The 18,911-nt window shown below is 40.2% G+C and carries 19 protein-coding genes; 16 read left to right on the forward strand and 3 right to left on the reverse strand.

What is annotated here, in order from left to right; all coding sequences use genetic code 11:
* The first annotated feature begins 163 nt into the window (after positions 1-163).
* From L2672_RS01070 to L2672_RS01125, 12 genes are all read left to right on the forward strand, one after another.
* Entirely contained in the window at positions 164-1,126 is a 963-nt protein-coding gene (locus L2672_RS01070) for a YbgA family protein (protein ID WP_248993980.1), read from the forward strand.
* 126 nt (positions 1,127-1,252) lie between these two features.
* Positions 1,253-2,710: a deoxyribodipyrimidine photo-lyase gene (gene phrB, locus L2672_RS01075; RefSeq protein ID WP_248993981.1), complete on the forward strand. Its 1,458-nt coding sequence runs from the start codon at positions 1,253-1,255 to the stop codon at positions 2,708-2,710.
* Between the two features lie 140 nt (positions 2,711-2,850).
* Positions 2,851-4,062, forward strand: a complete 1,212-nt coding sequence (locus tag L2672_RS01080) for an NnrS family protein (protein ID WP_248993982.1) — start codon at positions 2,851-2,853, stop codon at positions 4,060-4,062.
* Positions 4,063-4,092: 30 nt separating this feature from the next.
* Complete coding sequence (locus L2672_RS01085; RefSeq protein ID WP_248993983.1) at positions 4,093-5,469, forward strand: ammonia-forming cytochrome c nitrite reductase subunit c552; 1,377 nt, start codon at positions 4,093-4,095, stop codon at positions 5,467-5,469.
* A 218-nt stretch (positions 5,470-5,687) separates the two neighbouring features.
* Positions 5,688-6,167 (forward strand): nuclear transport factor 2 family protein, encoded by a 480-nt coding sequence (locus tag L2672_RS01090; protein ID WP_420833112.1) that lies wholly within the window; start codon positions 5,688-5,690, stop codon positions 6,165-6,167.
* 3 nt (positions 6,168-6,170) lie between these two features.
* A complete protein-coding gene (locus tag L2672_RS01095) occupies positions 6,171-6,935 on the forward strand; it encodes an SDR family NAD(P)-dependent oxidoreductase (protein WP_248993984.1) in 765 nt (254 codons plus the stop codon).
* Between the two features lie 52 nt (positions 6,936-6,987).
* Positions 6,988-8,256: an NAD(P)/FAD-dependent oxidoreductase gene (locus L2672_RS01100; protein ID WP_248993985.1), complete on the forward strand. Its 1,269-nt coding sequence runs from the start codon at positions 6,988-6,990 to the stop codon at positions 8,254-8,256.
* Complete coding sequence (locus L2672_RS01105) at positions 8,253-9,071, forward strand: DUF1365 domain-containing protein (protein WP_248993986.1); 819 nt, start codon at positions 8,253-8,255, stop codon at positions 9,069-9,071. The genes L2672_RS01100 and L2672_RS01105 overlap by 4 nt, the downstream gene beginning before the upstream one ends.
* 86 nt (positions 9,072-9,157) lie before the next feature.
* Entirely contained in the window at positions 9,158-10,390 is a 1,233-nt protein-coding gene (locus L2672_RS01110) for an SAM-dependent methyltransferase (protein ID WP_248993987.1), read from the forward strand.
* Between the two features lie 36 nt (positions 10,391-10,426).
* Entirely contained in the window at positions 10,427-10,942 is a 516-nt protein-coding gene (locus L2672_RS01115) for a DUF2878 domain-containing protein (protein WP_248993988.1), read from the forward strand.
* Between the two features lie 69 nt (positions 10,943-11,011).
* Positions 11,012-11,602, forward strand: a complete 591-nt coding sequence (locus L2672_RS01120) for a chalcone isomerase family protein (protein WP_248993989.1) — start codon at positions 11,012-11,014, stop codon at positions 11,600-11,602.
* Positions 11,599-12,147, forward strand: coding sequence for a DUF3833 domain-containing protein (locus L2672_RS01125; RefSeq protein WP_248993990.1), 549 nt, complete (start codon positions 11,599-11,601; stop codon positions 12,145-12,147). Before L2672_RS01120 ends, L2672_RS01125 begins: the two co-directional genes overlap by 4 nt.
* Positions 12,148-12,217: 70 nt before the next feature.
* On the opposite strand, the gene L2672_RS01130 is transcribed toward L2672_RS01125, so the two are convergent.
* A complete protein-coding gene (locus L2672_RS01130) occupies positions 12,218-12,562 on the reverse strand; it encodes a DUF3634 family protein (RefSeq protein ID WP_248993991.1) in 345 nt (114 codons plus the stop codon).
* A 276-nt stretch (positions 12,563-12,838) separates the two neighbouring features.
* On the opposite strand from L2672_RS01130, the gene L2672_RS01135 reads away from it, so the two are divergent.
* Positions 12,839-13,015 (forward strand): hypothetical protein, encoded by a 177-nt coding sequence (locus L2672_RS01135; protein ID WP_248993992.1) that lies wholly within the window; start codon positions 12,839-12,841, stop codon positions 13,013-13,015.
* Between the two features lie 47 nt (positions 13,016-13,062).
* Here L2672_RS01135 and L2672_RS01140 read toward each other — a convergent pair whose 3' ends face one another.
* On the reverse strand, positions 13,063-13,413 hold the full coding sequence (locus tag L2672_RS01140) for a hypothetical protein (protein ID WP_248993993.1): 351 nt from the start codon (positions 13,411-13,413) through the stop codon (positions 13,063-13,065).
* Positions 13,414-13,501: 88 nt separating this feature from the next.
* The gene (locus L2672_RS01145; protein WP_248993994.1) at positions 13,502-14,413 is read right to left on the reverse strand and encodes a DMT family transporter; all 912 of its coding nucleotides are present in this window, start codon (positions 14,411-14,413) and stop codon (positions 13,502-13,504) included.
* Between the two features lie 320 nt (positions 14,414-14,733).
* Here L2672_RS01145 and dnaK point away from each other — a divergent pair, with 320 nt between their 5' ends.
* The 3 genes from dnaK to L2672_RS01160 all read left to right on the forward strand — a co-directional run bounded on the left by dnaK (position 14,734) and on the right by L2672_RS01160 (position 18,817).
* Positions 14,734-16,668 carry a molecular chaperone DnaK gene (dnaK, locus tag L2672_RS01150; protein ID WP_248993995.1) on the forward strand — a complete coding sequence of 645 codons (1,935 nt, stop codon included), beginning with the start codon at positions 14,734-14,736 and terminating at the stop codon, positions 16,666-16,668.
* Positions 16,669-16,778: 110 nt separating this feature from the next.
* Positions 16,779-17,912, forward strand: coding sequence for a molecular chaperone DnaJ (gene dnaJ, locus L2672_RS01155; RefSeq protein WP_248993996.1), 1,134 nt, complete (start codon positions 16,779-16,781; stop codon positions 17,910-17,912).
* Between the two features lie 104 nt (positions 17,913-18,016).
* Positions 18,017-18,817 (forward strand): M48 family metallopeptidase, encoded by an 801-nt coding sequence (locus L2672_RS01160; protein ID WP_248993997.1) that lies wholly within the window; start codon positions 18,017-18,019, stop codon positions 18,815-18,817.
* The last annotated feature ends 94 nt before the right edge of the window (positions 18,818-18,911 follow it).

The following is an 18,911-nucleotide window of genomic DNA, read 5'->3' on the forward strand; positions in this document are numbered from 1 at the left end:
TCTTCGGATCTGTTTTTTTTATCGAATAAATGAACTAATGTTAAGTTTTAAACGTAATAAATAACCACAGCTGCACATAACAGATTAGCTAACCAGTTAATCTGCAAGACAGATTTATAAAAATAAAAAATATAGTAGTTTACATCGCCACAGGAGTGCGACCATGAGCGACAATCAAACATTTGTACCAGAGAAAATTCAAATAGGTATCAGCAGTTGTTTATTGGGGAGTCAAGTTAGGTTTGACGGAGGACATAAAAACTCATACTACTGCAGCACAGAAATAACCCCGTTTTTTGAATACACCAGTATCTGCCCTGAAATGGCCATTGGTATGGGGGCGCCGCGCAAAAGTATTCGCCAAGTTAAAGATGGTGACGTTTTACTTATTCAAAGTGCAGACGGCAGCCTTGATGTCACCAAAGAACTGACACAATTCAGCACCCAAAAAGTTGCAGAGTTAGATTATTTAGGCGGCTACATTTTATGTGCTAAGTCGCCCACTTGCGGTATGGAAAGAGTTTTAGAATATAAAATTGGCACCAATAACAGCACTAAAACTGGTGTAGGAGTGTTTGCCAAAGCGTTAATGGACAAATACCCTAACTTGCCAGTTGAAGAAGAAGGCCGTTTGAATGACATGGTGATCAGAGAAAACTTTTTTACTCGGGTTTATGCCTATGATGATTGGCGAAAAATGATCGCTTCAGGGTTAACTAAGCACAAGTTGATTCAATTTCATTCACGTTATAAGTATTTATTAATGGCCCATAGCCCTAAATGGTATCGCGATCTTGGCCCTATGCTGGCCGATATTAAAGATGTAGAACAAACTGCAGAAGAGTATTTTTCGGGCTTTATGACGGCGTTAAAAATTAAAGCCACTCGTAAAAACCACACCAGTACCTTGCAGCACATTCAGGGGTATTTTAAAAAGCATTTAAATGCGCGCCAAAAAGAAGAGTTAGCTGAATCGATTTTGAAGTATCGTCAAGGCTTGTTGCCATTATTGGTTCCTATGACGTTGTTCAATCACTATTTGCGAGAATTTGAAGTGCCATATATTGCAGATCAAGTGTATTTAAACCCTCACCCTGAAGCATTAAAACTGCGTTACGCCTATTAACCGAAAAGATCAGACTGACTTAGCGGTTAAGTCTCGTTAGCCGTTAAGTCCCGTTAACGGCTAAGTTGTATTTGATTTTTTGGCCAAATTCCTCAGTAAACTCAACAGCACTAGAGCAAAGTGAACATGCAAAATAGTTTGATATGGTTTAGACAAGATCTACGTATTCATGACCATCCTGCATTAGTTGCAGCTTGTGACTACGCCAAACAGCATAACTCACGGGTTTATGCTGTGTATTTTGTGACGCCTAAGCAGTGGAAACTCCATGATGTAGCAGCCATTCAAATTGATTTTATTGAACGCCATATTCAAGCGTTAAGTACACAACTTGCGGCAATTGGTATTCCATTACAAGTGGTTAATTTAGCTGACTTTGACGATATTTTACCTTGGCTAAACCACTATTGCGCTAAACAAGATATAGAGGCTATTTTTGCTGCAGTCGAGCCAGAGTTTAATGAACGACAACGGGATAAAAAGCTTATTGAGGCCAAATTACCGTTAACACTTATTGAGCAAGACTGCCTATTCCCATACGGCAGCGTGCTTAATCAATCTGGGCAAATGTATAAAGTGTTTACCCCTTTTTCTAAAGAGTGGAAAAAGCAAGCCGCGTCAAAAGCGATTACCCCGTTAAAAGCTGCAACGTTTGATAAGCCTATCTCTGAACCTTCAATAGATGCTTTTGTTTATGACCATGTTTATCAAAACAAAGTGAGCAGCGAGCATTGGCCTGTAGGAGAAGATGCTGCGCGTAAACGATTGAAAGATTTTGCCGAGTTTTTGATGGCTGACTATGGCGCCAAGCGAGACTTTCCGGCGCTTGATGCCACCAGTAAATTGTCGCCATATTTGGCAATTGGGGTACTCAGTGCCAGACAATGTGTTACCGCCATTTTGTTTTATTTTCCAGATGCGCTTATTAATGACGCTAGCCCGGCTAAAACTTGGCTCAATGAAATAATTTGGCGAGAGTTTTATCGTCATTTGCTGGTGGCCTTTGAGCATTTATCGAAAGCGCAGAATTTTAATCCATTAGGACAAGCCATTGCCTGGCGAAATAATCAACATGAGTTTGAACAGTGGTGCCAAGGGCAAACAGGTTATCCTATTGTTGATGCTGCCATGCGCCAGCTTAACCAAACCGGTTGGATGCATAATCGTTTACGTATGGTGGTGGCGAGTTTTCTCACTAAACATTTATTGATTGATTGGCGCTGGGGAGAGCAGTATTTCAGACAGCAATTAATTGATGGAGACTTAGCGGCAAATAACGGCGGCTGGCAGTGGTCGGCGGGTACCGGGTGTGATGCTCAGCCCTACTTTAGAGTGTTTAACCCTATGACTCAAAGCAGTAAGTTTGATGCCGACGCACACTTTATCAAGCAATACGTTCCTGAGGTGGCTAACTGGCCTATTAAGCATATTCACCAACCGCATTTGCATTGGCAAAGTAACAATGACGCTTCAACAGGTTTATTTAGTCAAAATGAGTCAATACTTTACCCAAAACCCATTGTGGAACATAGTGCCGCTAGGTTGCGTGCCATTGAAGTTTTATCAGCGTTGAAAAAATCGTAACTGAGCGTAGATCACATTTTTGTTAGCTATTTGTGAGTCAGTCACTATTATCATTGTACAAACATCAAATTAGGCTTAAAATCCTTAACATGTATTTTGTATGCTTGTTTTGTTTGCAAGATAATATAAGGCGCTAACAGATGCTAAATATTGATGATCCGGTCGACGTTGAAAAAACTCCTGCTATTTGGCGTTTAGGTTTTAGGCCATTTTTCTTAGGCGGAGCCGTTGTTTCTGCATTGTATATCCCATTATGGTTGATGGGGTGGTTTACCCCACAATACAGTTTATTTAATGGTGAGTTTTGGGCGAATGTTGTGCCGCTTTGGTGGCATCCACATGAAATGCTATTTGGCTTTGCTTTAGCCATAGTGTGTGGTTTTTTGCTAACAGCAGCGCAAACTTGGACCAATCAACCCACCATGAAAGGAGGCAAGTTAGCCATAACCTTTTGTTGCTGGTTAGCAGCTAGGCTGTTGTTATTACTTCCCTTTAATATTCCTCTGTGGTTACCTGCATTATTCGACAGTTTGTTTTTAGGGATCAGCGCATGGACATTATGGCGTTGCATTTATACCGTCAGGCAATGGCGTAATATTGGTTTTCCGTTATTACTTACAGTGGCGTTAATTGTTAACTTAATCAGTTATTATGCCTTGTACGAAAGAAACTTTTCGTTGTCAACGCAAGTGTGGCAAGCCATGATTTGGTGGTTAGCACTGGTTATTACAGTGGTAGGTGGTCGAGTGATTCCATTTTTCACCGCCATGAAGTTACAACATTCAAAGCCTGAACCCATTAACATATTAGAAATACTGATATTATTACTAATGGCAGCCTTGTTTATTCAATCCATGTTTCATTTATTCCCTCGAGCAATAGAACAAGGGTTATTATTTTCAGCAGGGATATTACAGTTAATTAGGGTGTCACGTTGGAAAGGCCATAAAACCTTTAAAGAGCCCATGTTATGGTCTTTGCATGTTTCATACTGGGCATTACCTGTCACTTTGTTAGCGATGGCATGGCAAATAAATAATGAGTTTGCCTATAAAACCTTACTGCATTTATTTGCTGTAGGTGGAATTGCGTCTTTATGTTTATCCATGATCACCCGGGTATCATTGGGTCACACTAGCCGAAATATTTATCAAGGCCCGAATATGCTGTTGGCTTTTATATGTTTACCTCTGGCAGGCATGTTGCGAGCCGTTATGCCGTTAGTCTGGCCACAATACACCTCAACTTGGTTATGGTTAGCGGGTGCATGTTGGTTTATCGGCTTTGGTATGTTTGTCTGGTATTTTGCACCAATTTTGACTAAACCTAGAGTAGATGGCCGCCCCGGTTAGTTTCTAAGACGATTTTTAAATGAGAGAGCAATGTTGTTACTTAAAGATATAAAACAAACAAGTTTAGCGTTATCAATGGGCCTTTTGGTGTCATTTTCTGCATTGGCAGACAATACCGTAGATGAGCAAAACCGCGCTAAGTTTGCTAATCAATATCAGTCTTGGTTGGCCACTGAAGAGCAATCTGAACGGGAAGATATGTTAGCCGCGTATCCTGCAAGTATTATTTTATGGGCAGGCTCTGCTTATGCTAAGGAATACAATAGTCCCAGAGGTCATCAATTTGCAGTTGCAGATGTAACTCATATTCTACGTACTGGTGTGTCAGTTGAAGAGGGGAAAAAGGGCTTATCAGCCAGCTGCTGGACTTGTAAAACCCCTGATGCTCCAAGATTGATGAATGAAATGGGCGTTGAAGGTTTTTCTGATGCTAATTTTGCTGATTTAGGTACTGAAATAAAATCAGTAGTGTATTGCAGTGATTGTCATCAAGAGGGGAGTGAAAAGTTAGCCCTGCCAAGGCCTCATGCACAAGATGCTATGGCTAAAATCAAACTGCCATTTGATAAACAAAATACCACAATGCAAGGTGCGCAGGTGTGTGGGCAATGCCATGTCACTTATTATTTCCAACCTGAACGTCATGATAAAGTGAATATTCCATGGATATTTGGCAGTACTGCTGACGACATTGAAAAATACTACGATACTCGTCGATTTTATGAGTGGATTCATCCTATTTCACGTACACCAATATTAAAGGCTAGGCATCCAGAGTTTGAGCATTGGAGTCGCTCTGAACACGCTGAAGCTGGGGTGACCTGTATTACCTGCCATATGCCGCCAGCAACCGATGCCAAAGGGGCTGAGTTTACTAATCATAAGGTGGGCAATGCGTTAGATAGCTTTGATAGTACCTGTAAAGCTTGTCACAGTAGTCAAAAGACCATAGAGAAAACCTTACAAAACCATAAAAAATCCATTGATGCTAAAGCCAGAGAAGTCGAAAACCTCCTGGTTAAAGCCCACTTTGAAGCAAAAGCGGCATGGGATGCCGGTGCAACTTGGCCATTAATGAATGATGCAATAATGGGGATTCGTCATTCGCAGTGGCGTTGGGATTTTGCCATGTCTTCACATGGACTTTATGCCCATAACCCGCAAGAAGGTCATGAGTTACTGGATAGAGCCATAAAACAAGTCACTATGGCGCGTCAATTATTGGCAATGGTGCTCAAGCAACTTGATGTTGAGAAAGTGGACTATCCCGATGTTAGTACTAAACAAAAAGCCCAAGCGGCTATAGGTTTTGATGAAGCCGCAGCTAAAAAAGATAAACAAGCGTTTATTAAGCAGCAAGTGGATAAGTATTGGGACCCTGTATCCAAGATTGGGTATAACAACTAGCCTGCCTACATTACTGTTTTAAACAAACTATCATTAAAAAGCGCTTAATTTATTAAGCGTTTTTTTTGATCTTTTTTAAGCAAATTAGCGTAAAAGATACCAGAAGCAAAGTGAAACAGTCACAACGGCAGTAAATTAGTCTATGTTATTGTTCTTAAAAGCTTTGTGAATTTAATTAATCCAGCTATGTTTATATAAAAACCTTTTGGGAGTCTTGTATGCAAAAAGCGTTTAATGTTGCTGAATTGCCTTTGGCCAACAAAAACACTCAGCATCCTGAAATAATAGATAAGTTTATTTCAGTTTATCAAATGCTTAATAAAGATAACTTGCATCTGTTAGAGGATATTTATCGTCCTAACATTCAGTTTCAAGATCCTCTTCATCTGGTCAATGGTTTACATGCGCTAACGGGTTATTTTGCCGATTTATATCAAAACGTCACTCATATTGATTTCGATATTCATGCTGTCAATTTAAGCCAAGATGGGCAACAGGCATCTTTGTTTTGGGTGATGAGCTACTGCCACCCGAAACTGAATAAAGGCAAAATTATTAAAGTTGATGGCACAAGTTTACTCAAGTTTGATGAAAAAATTTTTTACCATCGTGACTATTTTGATGCTGGGCAGATGCTTTATCAGCATGTGCCTCTTTTGGGTAGTTTAATTAATTTACTCAAAAAAAGGCTGGGCTAATCAATGCCGTCATCTCATCAAATAAAACAAGCCGTGTTAATTACCGGTGCCACATCTGGGATAGGTTTAGCCTGCGCTGAATATTACACCGCTAAAGGCTTTAATGTGATTGCCTGTGGTCGCAATCAGTCAGTGCTTAACTCTTTAAATGTGTCCCATACCTTAGGGTTTGATATTACTAATGCACAGCAAGTTAAACAGGCCGCAGCTGAATTACAGCAATATTTGGCCAGTGAACAACTGACCCTGCAACAAGTTATTCTTAATGCGGGTACTTGTGAGTATGTTGATGATGTTATGCATTTTGACGCCAGCTTATTCAGCCGTGTAATTGAAACTAACTTAGTGGCCGTTGGATATTGTATTGAATCCTTTTTACCTTTGATTACCGCCAAAGGTCAATTAGGGTTAATGAGCTCAAGTGCCATATATTTGCCGTTTTCAAGGGCACAAGCCTATGGAGCATCTAAAGCGGCAATTGATTATTTGGGACGTAGTTTGCGACTTGATTTAACCTTAAACCCAGCCACAAAAATTGGGGTCAGTGTTATTTGTCCGGGCTTTGTGGCAACACCGCTAACGGATAAAAATGATTTTGATATGCCCATGAGAATATCCAGTGAGCAAGCCGCGGTAGAAATTTTTAATGGCATGGCAAAAAAACAATTCGAGATACATTTCCCCAAAAAGTTTACTCGGCTATTAAAGTTTTTATCTTGGCTGCCAGAAAATTTACAACTGAAGATACTGGCTAAGATAAGCCACTAAACAGACCCTTAATGATTCAATACCCTAAAAATTATCCGTTACAGGAAGTAAAATGAAAAAAATAGCAGTGATCGGAACCGGCATTTCAGGGCTAACATGTGCTCATTTATTAAGTCAAAAACATGATGTGACTGTTTTTGAGGCGAATGATTATATTGGCGGACATACGGCCACCGTTGATGTTGAAGTGAATAATAAACAGTACGCCATTGACACTGGTTTTATTGTTTTTAATGACCGTACTTATCCTCGGTTTGAGCGATTAATGGAAAAAATTGGCGTAGAGTCACTGCCGACGGAAATGAGTTTTAGTGTTCATAATGCTTTTACTGGGCTTGAATATAACGGCCATACACTTTTTAGTTTGTTTGCTCAAAAACGCAATATTCTAAAGCCAAGTTTTTATCAATTTCTAGCGGAAATTGTTCGCTTTAATAACAGTTGTAAAGCCATTTATGAAGCCGACAATTATCCCGACATCACCTTAGGTGACTACTTAGACCAAAACCAATTTAGCGCATTTTTCTGTGAGCATTATATTTTGCCAATGGGGGCTGCTATTTGGTCTTCTAGCATTAATGATATGCGCGCATTTGCACTGCGATTTTTTATTCGTTTCTTCCAACATCACGGCTTACTGAATATTAGTGACCGGCCGCAATGGTCAGTGATTAAAGGCGGTTCGCGCAATTATATACCTAAATTAATCGCGCCTTTTAAAGATAAGATTTTATTGAATAGCCCAATAACTGGCGTAAAGCGTGAAGAAGGTGGGGTGATTATTCAGGTGGCCAATGGCGACTGGCAATTTTTTGATGAGGTTATTTTAAGCTGCCATAGTGACCAAGCTTTGGCGATGTTGCAGGATGCCAGTCAACAAGAAACCGATATTTTAGCCGCCATGGCTTACCAAAATAATGAGGTAGTACTGCACACTGATATTAACTTATTGCCTAAGCGTCGTGCAGCCTGGGCCAGTTGGAACTACAGGCTTGATGGTGAAAGCGAAGCCGCGGTTGCTGATAAACCAGCAAGTGTCACCTATAACATGAATATTTTACAGCGCCTGCCCAAAGGCACCCCCACATTTTGTGTCACGTTAAACCAAACAGACTTAATTGATGAAAGTAAGATTTTAAGGAAGTTTAACTACGCTCACCCAGTATTTAATGAAGCAAGCATGAAAGCGCAATCTAAAAGGGCATTAATTTCCGGCAAAAATCATACTTACTTCGCAGGTGCATATTGGTACAACGGCTTTCATGAAGATGGCGTAAGAAGCGCGGTTGATGTTTGCGAACAATTTGGCATTAAATTATGACCCTTGTTAATGACGGGCAAAAGTTAACACACAGCGGTTTATATTATGGTTACGTAAGCCATCGTCGCCATGTGCCTAAACGACATGCTTTTGGCTATAACATTGCCATGATGGCTATAGACTTAGATGAAGCCGCAGAGTTACTACAATATAGTGCCTTGTTCGGGGTGAAAAATAGCTTACTTACCTTTAATCCAACGGATTATTTGAATAATTTAACCCACCAATTTAACGAGCCCTTTGCCCCCATAACGCCGCTGAAAAAGTATAACCCTCAGCAATCTATTGATGAACTGAAACAGCGAGCTTTAAAAGCCATAACCTTGCTAGGAGCAACTACAAGTTGTGACCGAGTGGTTTTTTGTGGCCAAATCCGCCACTTTGGTCTTTACTTTAGTCCAGTAAATTTCTTTTTTTGTTATCAGGGAGATAGCCCCAAATATATGCTAGCAGAGGTGAGTAATACTCCGTGGAATGAGCGCCATTGTTATTTGGTCGACCTAGAAAACACCGCTCATACCGATAAGGTGTTTCACGTCTCACCTTTTATGACCTTAGATATGCATTATTTATGGCGCATCACTCCGCCTAAAAACACCCTGAAAGTGGGTATTGAAAACAGGAATGATAATAACGACAAATTATTTGATGCCACCATAACCTTAAAAAGGCAGCCCATATCAAACGCAGCAATTAAGCGCTTTTTGGTTAATTATCCGGTGATGACGTTGAAAATAATGGCTGGCATTTATTGGCAAGCGTTGAAGTTATTTATTAAGCGGGTGCCTTTTGTTAATAAACCATCGACAACATAATTTTTTCAATTAATTGAACTAAAAACCTGCAACAAACGTATTGGGTCAATAACAAAAATATATTGTAAAGAGAGTGGAGCACCAACATGGATAATACCGCAACGGGTACAAGTATTGCTCAGGCTAGTCTTTCAGACAGTTTCGCCAAAAATATACTGTTAAAAGCCTTGAAACACATGGAACACGGTCAGTTAACGATTGTTGACGCTGAACAATCATTAGTATTTGGTGACAGCAAAAGTGATTTACATGCCACGATGCAGGTGCTGCAACCCAGTTTCTATCGTCAGGTAGTCTTTGGCGGTTCTATCGGCGCAGGTGAGGCTTATATTCAAGGCCATTGGTCTAGTCCTGATTTAACCAAAGTCGTGCAAGTTTTTGCTAAAAATCTGCCATTATTGGACAAAATTGAAGGGCATTTTTCTTGGATCAGTAACACGATTAATCGGGTTAAGCACGTATTTAATCGTAATTCTCAGGCTGGTTCTAAACGTAATATTCTTGCTCATTATGATCTGGGCAATAGCATGTATCAATCATTCTTAGACCCAGAAATGCTGTATTCCAGCGCCATTTATCCCGCTAAGGATGCCAGCCTTAATGAAGCGCAGCTCCATAAATTATCGCTTATTTGTCAGCGACTCGATTTAAAACCAGGGCAAACTTTACTTGAGGTAGGTACTGGATGGGGCGCTTTAGCGATATATGCGGCTAAACATTATGATGTACATGTCACGACAACAACCATATCAGATGCACAGTACGCTTATGCTAAGGAGCGCGTAGAAGTTGAAGGGGTGGCCGATAAAGTGACGCTATTGAAACAAGACTACCGAGAATTAACAGGTGTATTCGACAGAGTTGTCTCCATTGAAATGATTGAAGCCGTGGGGCATGAATACCTCGGTGGTTTTTTTGAAAAATTACAACACTTACTAAAGCCTGAAGGTAAGTTGTTGATTCAAGCAATCACTATTGCTGATCAACGTTACGACAGCTACCGTAAGGGTGTGGACTTTATTCAACGTTATATTTTCCCCGGTGGCTGTTTACCTTCGGTTAGTGAGATGGCCCGTCATATTAGTCAAAAAACCGATATGGTGATTCATTCACTTGATGATATTGGCCAAGATTACGCTAGAACGCTTAAGCACTGGCATGAGAATTTTGATAACGCAAAGTCTGAAATTAGCCAGTTAGGCTATGGTGAAGACTTCATTCGAATGTGGAAGTTTTATCTGAGTTATTGTGAGGGTGGTTTTTTAGAAAGAACCACCAGTACCGTTCATCTTACCGCGATTAGACCCAACTACCGTTAAATTAATTGAGTGATTAATCCTGTGGGGGATTCTTTGATGGAAAATACCCTAATAAGTCGTTTCAAAGCTTGCCCCACAACATTGAAAGTTATTATTAATGCCATTAGCTTTCAATGTATTTGGTGGCTTGGGGTGTTGTACCAAAATCAATTTATTGCCCTAAGTATCGCCTTTATTGGGCTTCATTTTTTACTCACATCTCATCCCAAACGCGATTTTCAGCAGATGTTGTTAATTGGTCTAATGGGGATTTGTACTGATTTCTGCTTGATCTATTTTGACTTATTTCAGTTTAGCCAAACGCCATGGTGGTTAATGGTGTTGTGGGTGTTTTTTGCCCTAACACTTAATAGCAGCCTTAAATTTGCTCAGCAATTACCGGTGACAATTCAAGCTGTTTTAGGTGGGGTCTTTGGTAGTTTGAGTTATTTTTCTGGTTTTAAACTGGGTGCTGTGTCGTTGCCTTTAGGGACAATGTTTTCAACGGTGGCCTTGATTGTGATCTGGTCAGTGCTTTTTCCCGTATTACTCTACATTGCAAAGCATAAGTAACCTGAACCCTGACTAACAAGTTTTAAACAGGTTAAGGTTAATAAGTTTTTAACTTCGGGAGTGATGAAAATGGCGACTTACAAGCAATTTTTGACGGCACTGGCACTTACAGTTATAACACCATTGGCCATTGCAGATAACTTGGAAAACGCCCAAAATTCCGACTCTTATATTACACCAACGACTACTGTAAATACGACATCTTACCCTGTGTATCAACGTCTGGCTTTAACTCAAGTGGGTGAGGCTGATATGGACTTTTTATGGTTAGATATCTACTTAGCCAAGCTGTATTCAGCTAGCGGACAATACCAACCTGAACAGTATCCTTTGATGTTAGAAATTGAATATCACCGTGATATCAGTTCACAAGAGTTAATGTCTGCTACGGTTGAGCAGTGGCAGAAAATAGGTGTACCTGAAGAGGTTATCAACAGCATTCGTTTTCACCTTGATAAAGCGTGGCCAGATGTGAATGAAAATGATCGCTTAAGTTTTGTTATTCATGATGAGTCCAAAGCAGAATTTTTATTTAACGATCAAAGCTTTTATCAATTAAATGATCACCAGTTTAGCCAGGCTTTTGTCGGCATTTGGCTTTCTGAAAAAACCACTCGCCCTGAACTTCGTCAGCAACTGATTGGAGCGATAAAACAATGATGCTAACACCTTATAAAACGTTCTTCGCAATACTCGCTTGTTTAAGCCTTTTTTCTTGCTCATCGGCTTCAATTGATGATTACGATCAAACAACCCCTAAGCTCAACCTAGTGACATTTTTTGATGGCGAGTTAACCGCAGCAGGCATAGTGCAGGATTTTTCTGGCAAAGTGACTCGTAAGTTTACCGTCACAATGACTGGAGAATGGCAAGACTCTCCTGAAGGAAAAAAAGGCGTACTTAAAGAGTGGTTTGTATATGACGACGGTGAAAAACAAACCCGTATTTGGTACTTAACAGACCTAGGTAATGGCCAATATGAAGGCCGTGCAGACGATATATTAGGTGTAGCGGAAGGCCAAGCTAACGGCAGCGCCCTGCGTTGGCGGTATGACATGAAGTTGCCTGTAGAGGGGAGTGAGTATGAAGTTGAATTTGATGATTGGATGTTTTTAGTGGATGAGAACACCATTATTAATAAAAGTGACATTATTAAATTTGGGGTGACAGTCGCTCAAGTGACTTTAGTTATTCAAAAAAGTTAACTAACTTGTACTATGGAAACCCTATTAACAATATTAAGCCAAGCGACTTAAAGACGCTTGGCTTAATTTTTTACCCTTGCAATTTACTATGGTCGACTTGTTTGCGGTCATAGTATTCGAAAGGAAAAATGTTTCTGATCTGCTGGGTTAAGTTATCGCCAACATTGGCTGAAACATGCAATCTAACCTGGTTATTCTTCTCAGCTCTAACTGTACAGGTTAATTTATGCTTTTTGGCAATGGCTCGGCAATCTCGTTCAAATTTTTCAGGGATTTTACCTTTATGTCGGTTTAATCGGCCCTGTTTAAAATGCATTTCAAATAAGGTTAATCCTCTTTTCCCTGAAAAAATAAGCTTATAAGCGATAATGAAAATCACTAAAACAAACAATACCTTGAATACCGTTTCCGTCATTGTATATGTCCTTCTATTACCAAACCCAATGTTAGTTTTTGTCATTTTTATAGGTAGCTAAATATGACAATTTAAAGATACGCTTCTGCTGTTGCTACGCAATCAATTTTTATCAAAAAACGGTGACAAATCTAATTTTTTAAGGTTGAACATGGCGAACTATGGATTTGTGTATTACATTTTTATGACAGTCAAAAATTGATTGCAGCAGGCTCTATGGTCATTTAATAGAGCTACAGCCTAACAAACAATGGCACTTTCATTAAGGATGATGTGATGGCAACTATTTCAAATGCTAAACGCTGGAATGAGCTTTGTGAGCTACAAATTCAAGTGATGTCTAATATGGCTGAGCAGTTTCCACAACGACGAGAAAGCCTTGCTCAAATTTGCGAAGGTTGGCGCAACGTCACTGAACAATTGAAACTAGATAAAATACCCATAATAAAATAAAACTCTGATTTAATCAGTTTTTACCCACTGTTATGGGCGAGAATTGATTAACTACTGAGTAAATTATTTAAAATTACTTGGGTAAACTCTACATCAGGGTTGCTGAAATGTTGGTATTTGATGTACAGCCAGACGCAGAAAAAGCACAGCAGCATGATTAATGACACAATTCTAAACGCTTGTGCATATTCCATGACATGGGTGAAAAATCGCTGTTGTATTTTATTGGTTAAAAAGCAGGCCAATATAGCGAATATCGCTAAATACATTGCAGCATATTGTGATGAACTTGAGCCATAAAATTTTTCGTAGCATAAAATAATCATCGCAATTGCTAAAATGATGCTACGAAACCGACGCTCCGCTTTATCTGAAATATTCCATCTAGGCAATCCCATTGCCTTCCTCCCTTATTAAACTCCATGTCTAACGATACAAAATAAAAGTATCCCTTCATTTATAGAGTTAAATGGTCGGGTTTGCTACTTATAGAGACATTTTTTTATCAACTTTGTTATTCATTTTGGGCATAAGCTTTTGAATCGCTAGACCACAAAGAATAAAACACAGTCCTATGTAAGTTGAGTTTTGAATGTCTTCTTGCAAAATCCAAGAGATAAATCCAACCGATAATACCGGGGTTAAAAAGACCATGGTGCTCATATTAGCGGCTTTATCAGTGTGTTTTAACGCCATTAGCCATAACACGAAAGTAATGCCCATCTCGAATAACCCAACATACATACCGGCTAACAGGCCGTTTAAGTTTAAGGAGGGGAGGCTATCAGTAAAAAGTAAGGTGATGACAACTAAGGGGAGGCCGATGATAAAGCTCAGTAGCAAGCTAACGATAGGGTTGCCTGTATCTTTGGTGTTAATTATCCAATATAAACACCATAACACGGTGCTGAATAACCCAAGAGTAATCCCTAACGGACTATCAAAGCTCATATTGGTGATATTGCCTCCAGTGGCAATAATAAATACCCCAAGGTACGCAATAACCGCAGCTACTATGTCTGTTTTGGTCAGCTTATGCCCCAGAAGAGGCACTGATAATATTGGTAATAAAATAGCCCAAGTGTAATTAAGTGATAACGCTTGTTGCGCCGGTAATAAATCATAGGCGGCAAATAGCACGTAATAATATAGAAACGGGTTGAGTATGCCGCTCATCAAGTAAAATTGAGGGCGAGACAAAAACTGCCTACGCAACAAATTTAACTTACCTTGATAAATTAATATGCCTGAAAGTGCGATAATTGAGGTCACAACCGCTACGAATACGAGTTGTAATGGGCTAAAAAAGCCTAATGCGACTTTAAACGCCGTCGCAACAGTTGACCACAGTAAAACGGCACCTAAACCATAGATGTAAGCTAATTGATTTGATTTCAAAGGGGATTCCTTAATGATGATCACTTTGCTTTATCTTAAAAGCGTCCATCAATATATACAGTTAAGTTGTATACAATATTCAATAAGTAATGTGTGGTGCTATTTTGCCATAAGGCATATTAGCAAAACAGCATAATTTTTAATGTTAGCCCTTGTAAATGAAATTCCCGCCCCTATATAGAGTGTTAAGAGATATTCGGGGGCTTAAAAACCGCTAAGTAGATAAAGCAAATTAATGCTTGAAAAACACTTTGCCGACCCCCATATCGAAACCAGATAACAAATTTTATGGCGAATATCGTCAATTTTCGGAGGACCTCATGGGTAAAATTATTGGTATCGACTTAGGCACAACAAATTCATGTGTGGCAGTCCTTGATGGCGGTAAAGCGCGTGTACTTGAAAATGCAGAGGGTGATCGTACAACTCCTTCTATCGTTGCTTATACCGATGATGAAACAATTGTTGGCTCACCGGCAAAACGCCAAGCAGTGACCAACCCAGCAAATACTTTCTTTGCTATTAAGCGTTTAATCGGTCGTCGTTTTAAAGATGACGAAGTTCAACGTGATGTTGACATCATGCCGTACAAAATCATTGCGGCTGACAATGGCGATGCATGGGTTGAGCAACGTGGTAACAAAATGGCACCACCACAAGTTTCTGCTGAAATTTTGAAAAAAATGAAGAAAACAGCAGAAGATTTCTTAGGTGAAACAGTAACTGAAGCGGTTATTACTGTTCCTGCTTACTTCAACGATTCACAACGTCAAGCAACTAAAGATGCTGGCCGTATTGCTGGTCTTGAAGTTAAACGTATTATCAACGAGCCAACGGCTGCTGCTTTAGCTTACGGTATTGATAAGAAGCAAGGCGACAACATTGTTGCGGTATACGATTTAGGTGGTGGTACATTTGATATCTCTATCATTGAAATCGACAGCAATGACGGTGACCAAACTTTCGAAGTATTAGCAACCAACGGTGACACTCACTTAGGTGGTGAAGATTTCGATACTCGCTTAATCAACTACTTAGCAGACGAATTCAAAAAAGACCAAGGCTTAGATCTACGTAATGATCCTTTAGCGATGCAGCGTCTGAAAGAAGCGGCTGAAAAAGCGAAAATTGAATTATCAAGCACAACTTCAACTGAAGTAAACCTACCTTACATCACTGCTGATGCAACAGGTCCTAAGCATTTAGTGGTTAAAATCACTCGTGCTAAATTAGAGTCTTTAGTTGAAGATTTAATTACTCGTTCATTAGAACCGTTAAAAGTAGCCTTAGCAGACGCTGACTTATCAGTATCTGACATCAACGAAGTTATCTTAGTTGGTGGTCAAACACGTATGCCTAAGGTACAAGAAGCAGTAACAAACTTCTTCGGCAAAGAGCCACGTAAAGACGTTAACCCAGATGAAGCTGTTGCAGTAGGTGCGGCAATTCAAGGTGGTGTATTAGCGGGTGACGTTAAAGACGTTCTACTACTTGACGTAACTCCACTATCATTTGGTATCGAAACCATGGGTAGTGTAATGACTAAGCTTATCGAGAAGAACACCACTATCCCGACTAAAGCAAGTCAAACGTTCTCAACAGCTGAAGACAACCAAAGTGCGGTAACTATTCACGTACTTCAAGGTGAGCGTAAGCAAGCTAGCTACAACAAATCTTTAGGTCAATTTAACCTAGAAGGTATTGAGCCAGCACCACGTGGCATGCCACAAATTGAAGTTTCTTTCGACATCGACGCTGACGGTATCTTAAAAGTGTCTGCGACCGATAAGAAAACAGGTAAAGCACAAAACATTACCATTAAAGCGAACTCTGGTTTAAGCGACGAAGAAGTTGAGCAAATGGTTCGTGATGCTGAAGCAAACGCTGATGAAGATGCGAAGTTTGAAGAATTAGTTCAAGCGCGTAACCAAGCTGACGGTTTAGTACATGCAACCAAAAAGCAAGTGACTGAAGCGGGTGATGACTTACCAAGCGAAGACAAAGAGAAAATTGAAGCGGCAATGACTGAAGTTGAAACTGCAGTTAAAGGCAACGATAAAGAAGCGATTGAGAAATCAACTCAAGCACTTATCGAAGCTTCAGCTAAGTTAATGGAAATTGCTCAAGCTAAGGCGCAAGCTCAAGGTGGTGCTGCAGGTGCAGAACAAGCTACTGATGCTGGCCAACAGCAAGCCAACCCTGCTGATGATGTTGTTGACGCTGAGTTTGAAGAAGTGAAAGACGACAAAAAATAATTAGCCATTTGCTAATGATTTTTGACGCGGGCGTTGAGGTTCACCTTTAACGCCCGTTTGCACAATTTTAGATTATTAAATTTACGCAAACCTTCGAGAAGCAAAACACTATGTCAAAGCGTGATTATTATGAAGTTCTTGGTGTTGGACGTGACGCCAGTGAACGTGAAATCAAAAAAGCCTATAAGCGTTTGGCTATGAAGTTTCACCCGGATAGAAATCCAGGTGATAAAGAAGCTGAAAAAAACTTTAAAGATGCCAAAGAAGCTTACGAAATTTTAACTGATAGCGACAAAAAAGCCGCTTATGATCAATTCGGTCATGCCGGTGTTGATCCTAATCGCGGTGGCGGCGGCTTTGGTGGTGGTCAAGGTGATTTTGGCGATATTTTTGGTGATGTATTCGGTGATATTTTTGGTGGTGGCCGTCGTGGTGGTCAACGCCAGGCTGCACGTGGCAGTGACCTAAGATACAACTTAGAACTGTCTCTTGAAGAAGCTGTTCGTGGTTTAACCAAAGAGCTCCGTATTCCAACACTGGCATCTTGTGATAGCTGTGATGGTAGCGGTGCTAAAAAAGGCACTCAAGCAACAACGTGTGGAACTTGTCATGGCCAAGGCCAAGTACAAATGCGTCAAGGTTTCTTCGCTGTTCAGCAAGCGTGTCCAACCTGTCATGGTCGTGGCAAAATCATTAAAGACCCTTGTAACAAGTGTCATGGTGAAGGCCGCGTAGAAAAAAGCAAAACCTTATCGGTTAAAATTCCTGCTGGTGTTGATACTGGTGACAGAATTCGTTTATCTGGTGAAGGTGAAGCAGGCGAGTTTGGTGCTCCTCCAGGTGATTTATATGTTCAGGTTAGCGTACGTGAACATAGTATCTTCACTCGTGATGGCAATAACCTTTACTGTGAAGTGCCTATCTCGTTCAGCAAAGCGGCATTAGGTGGTGAAATTGAAGTGCCCACTTTAGATGGTAAAGTGAACCTGAAAATACCTACAGAAACCCAAACCGGCCGTATGTTCCGTTTACGAGGTAAAGGGGTTAAGTCAGTTCGCAGCCACGCAGTAGGTGACTTACTGTGTAAAGTGGTTATGGAAACTCCAGTTAATTTGAACGAAAAGCAAAAAGAATTATTGCGTGAGTTTGAAGCCACTTTAACGGGACAGTCAAAAAAGCATAGCCCTAAAGCAGAAGGCTTTTTCGATGGTGTGAAGAAGTTTTTTCAAGACTTAAACAGTTAATTGAAATTTTTCTAACAAAAATGCCTCGCTTATGCGGGGCATTTTGTTATTAAATAACCCTTAACTTAAAAGTTCATCTCAAGGTTTATATCAAGGAGAGTTAGATGAAAAAGTCATTATTGCTAAGTGCCATTGTTGCGGTTATTTGTTCTGGGTGTGTCAGTACGTCACCTACAGGGCGAACGCAAGCGTTGCTGTATTCCGATTCTGAAATGCAACAGATGGGGGCTCAGTCATTTGAGGCCATGAAGCAACAACAAAAAATTTCTCAAGACAAGGCTAAAACACAATATGTGAATTGTATTGCCGACAGAATTACCGCAGTTTTGCCTGATCAAAGTCAAAAATGGGAAGTGGTGTTATTTGACTCTGATCAAGTGAATGCTTTTGCTCTTCCTGGTGGACATATTGGTGTATATACCGGGCTATTAAACGTGGCGATTAATCAAGATCAATTAGCTACCGTAATGGGGCATGAAGTGGCTCACGTATTAGCGCAACATGGGAATGAACAAGTCTCACGCTCTCAGATTACCGGAATTGGTATGCAGGCTGCTGATGTGGCGTTAGGTGCCAGTGGCGTTGCTAATAAAGATTTATACATGGCTGGGTTAGGTTTAGGGGCACAAGTGGGTATTATTTTACCTTTTGGTCGCGACCAAGAAAGTGAAGCCGATATTTTAGGATTAGAGTTGATGGCAAAAGCGGGCTTTAACCCCGCACAAAGTGTCGAACTTTGGAAAAACATGGCCAAAGCGGGTGGAGAACAAGGGCCTGAACTACTGTCTACCCATCCATCTCATGGTAATCGAATTAACGAATTACAAAATGCTCAAGCCAAAGTTATGCCGTTATATACTCAAGCAAGAAAACAGTCTTTGACTGAATGTAAAATTAACGGCTGAAAATAGTGTTAATCAAGGCTATTTGAGCAGCATGGACGGAGAAATTGTGATAGACTCCGTGCAAATTTTAATTGTTAATTGAGAGAAAGAAATT

The organism is Shewanella gaetbuli, assembly GCF_023284065.1.
Classification (GTDB): Bacteria; Pseudomonadota; Gammaproteobacteria; order Enterobacterales; family Shewanellaceae; genus Shewanella; species Shewanella gaetbuli.

Bases quoted from the DNA above. Each gene is read 5' to 3' on its own strand.
- L2672_RS01070 (WP_248993980.1), top strand. From the start codon at position 164: ATGAGCGACAATCAAACATTTGTACCAGAGAAAATTCAAATAGGTATC.
- phrB (WP_248993981.1), top strand. From the start codon at position 1,253: ATGCAAAATAGTTTGATATGGTTTAGACAAGATCTACGTATTCATGAC.
- L2672_RS01080 (WP_248993982.1), top strand. From the start codon at position 2,851: ATGCTAAATATTGATGATCCGGTCGACGTTGAAAAAACTCCTGCTATT.
- L2672_RS01085 (WP_248993983.1), top strand. From the start codon at position 4,093: ATGTTGTTACTTAAAGATATAAAACAAACAAGTTTAGCGTTATCAATG.
- L2672_RS01090 (WP_420833112.1), top strand. From the start codon at position 5,688: ATGCAAAAAGCGTTTAATGTTGCTGAATTGCCTTTGGCCAACAAAAAC.
- L2672_RS01095 (WP_248993984.1), top strand. From the start codon at position 6,171: ATGCCGTCATCTCATCAAATAAAACAAGCCGTGTTAATTACCGGTGCC.
- L2672_RS01100 (WP_248993985.1), top strand. From the start codon at position 6,988: ATGAAAAAAATAGCAGTGATCGGAACCGGCATTTCAGGGCTAACATGT.
- L2672_RS01105 (WP_248993986.1), top strand. From the start codon at position 8,253: ATGACCCTTGTTAATGACGGGCAAAAGTTAACACACAGCGGTTTATAT.
- L2672_RS01110 (WP_248993987.1), top strand. From the start codon at position 9,158: ATGGATAATACCGCAACGGGTACAAGTATTGCTCAGGCTAGTCTTTCA.
- L2672_RS01115 (WP_248993988.1), top strand. From the start codon at position 10,427: ATGGAAAATACCCTAATAAGTCGTTTCAAAGCTTGCCCCACAACATTG.
- L2672_RS01120 (WP_248993989.1), top strand. From the start codon at position 11,012: ATGGCGACTTACAAGCAATTTTTGACGGCACTGGCACTTACAGTTATA.
- L2672_RS01125 (WP_248993990.1), top strand. From the start codon at position 11,599: ATGATGCTAACACCTTATAAAACGTTCTTCGCAATACTCGCTTGTTTA.
- L2672_RS01130 (WP_248993991.1), bottom strand. From the start codon at position 12,562: ATGACGGAAACGGTATTCAAGGTATTGTTTGTTTTAGTGATTTTCATT.
- L2672_RS01135 (WP_248993992.1), top strand. From the start codon at position 12,839: ATGGCAACTATTTCAAATGCTAAACGCTGGAATGAGCTTTGTGAGCTA.
- L2672_RS01140 (WP_248993993.1), bottom strand. From the start codon at position 13,413: ATGGGATTGCCTAGATGGAATATTTCAGATAAAGCGGAGCGTCGGTTT.
- dnaK (WP_248993995.1), top strand. From the start codon at position 14,734: ATGGGTAAAATTATTGGTATCGACTTAGGCACAACAAATTCATGTGTG.
- dnaJ (WP_248993996.1), top strand. From the start codon at position 16,779: ATGTCAAAGCGTGATTATTATGAAGTTCTTGGTGTTGGACGTGACGCC.
- L2672_RS01160 (WP_248993997.1), top strand. From the start codon at position 18,017: ATGAAAAAGTCATTATTGCTAAGTGCCATTGTTGCGGTTATTTGTTCT.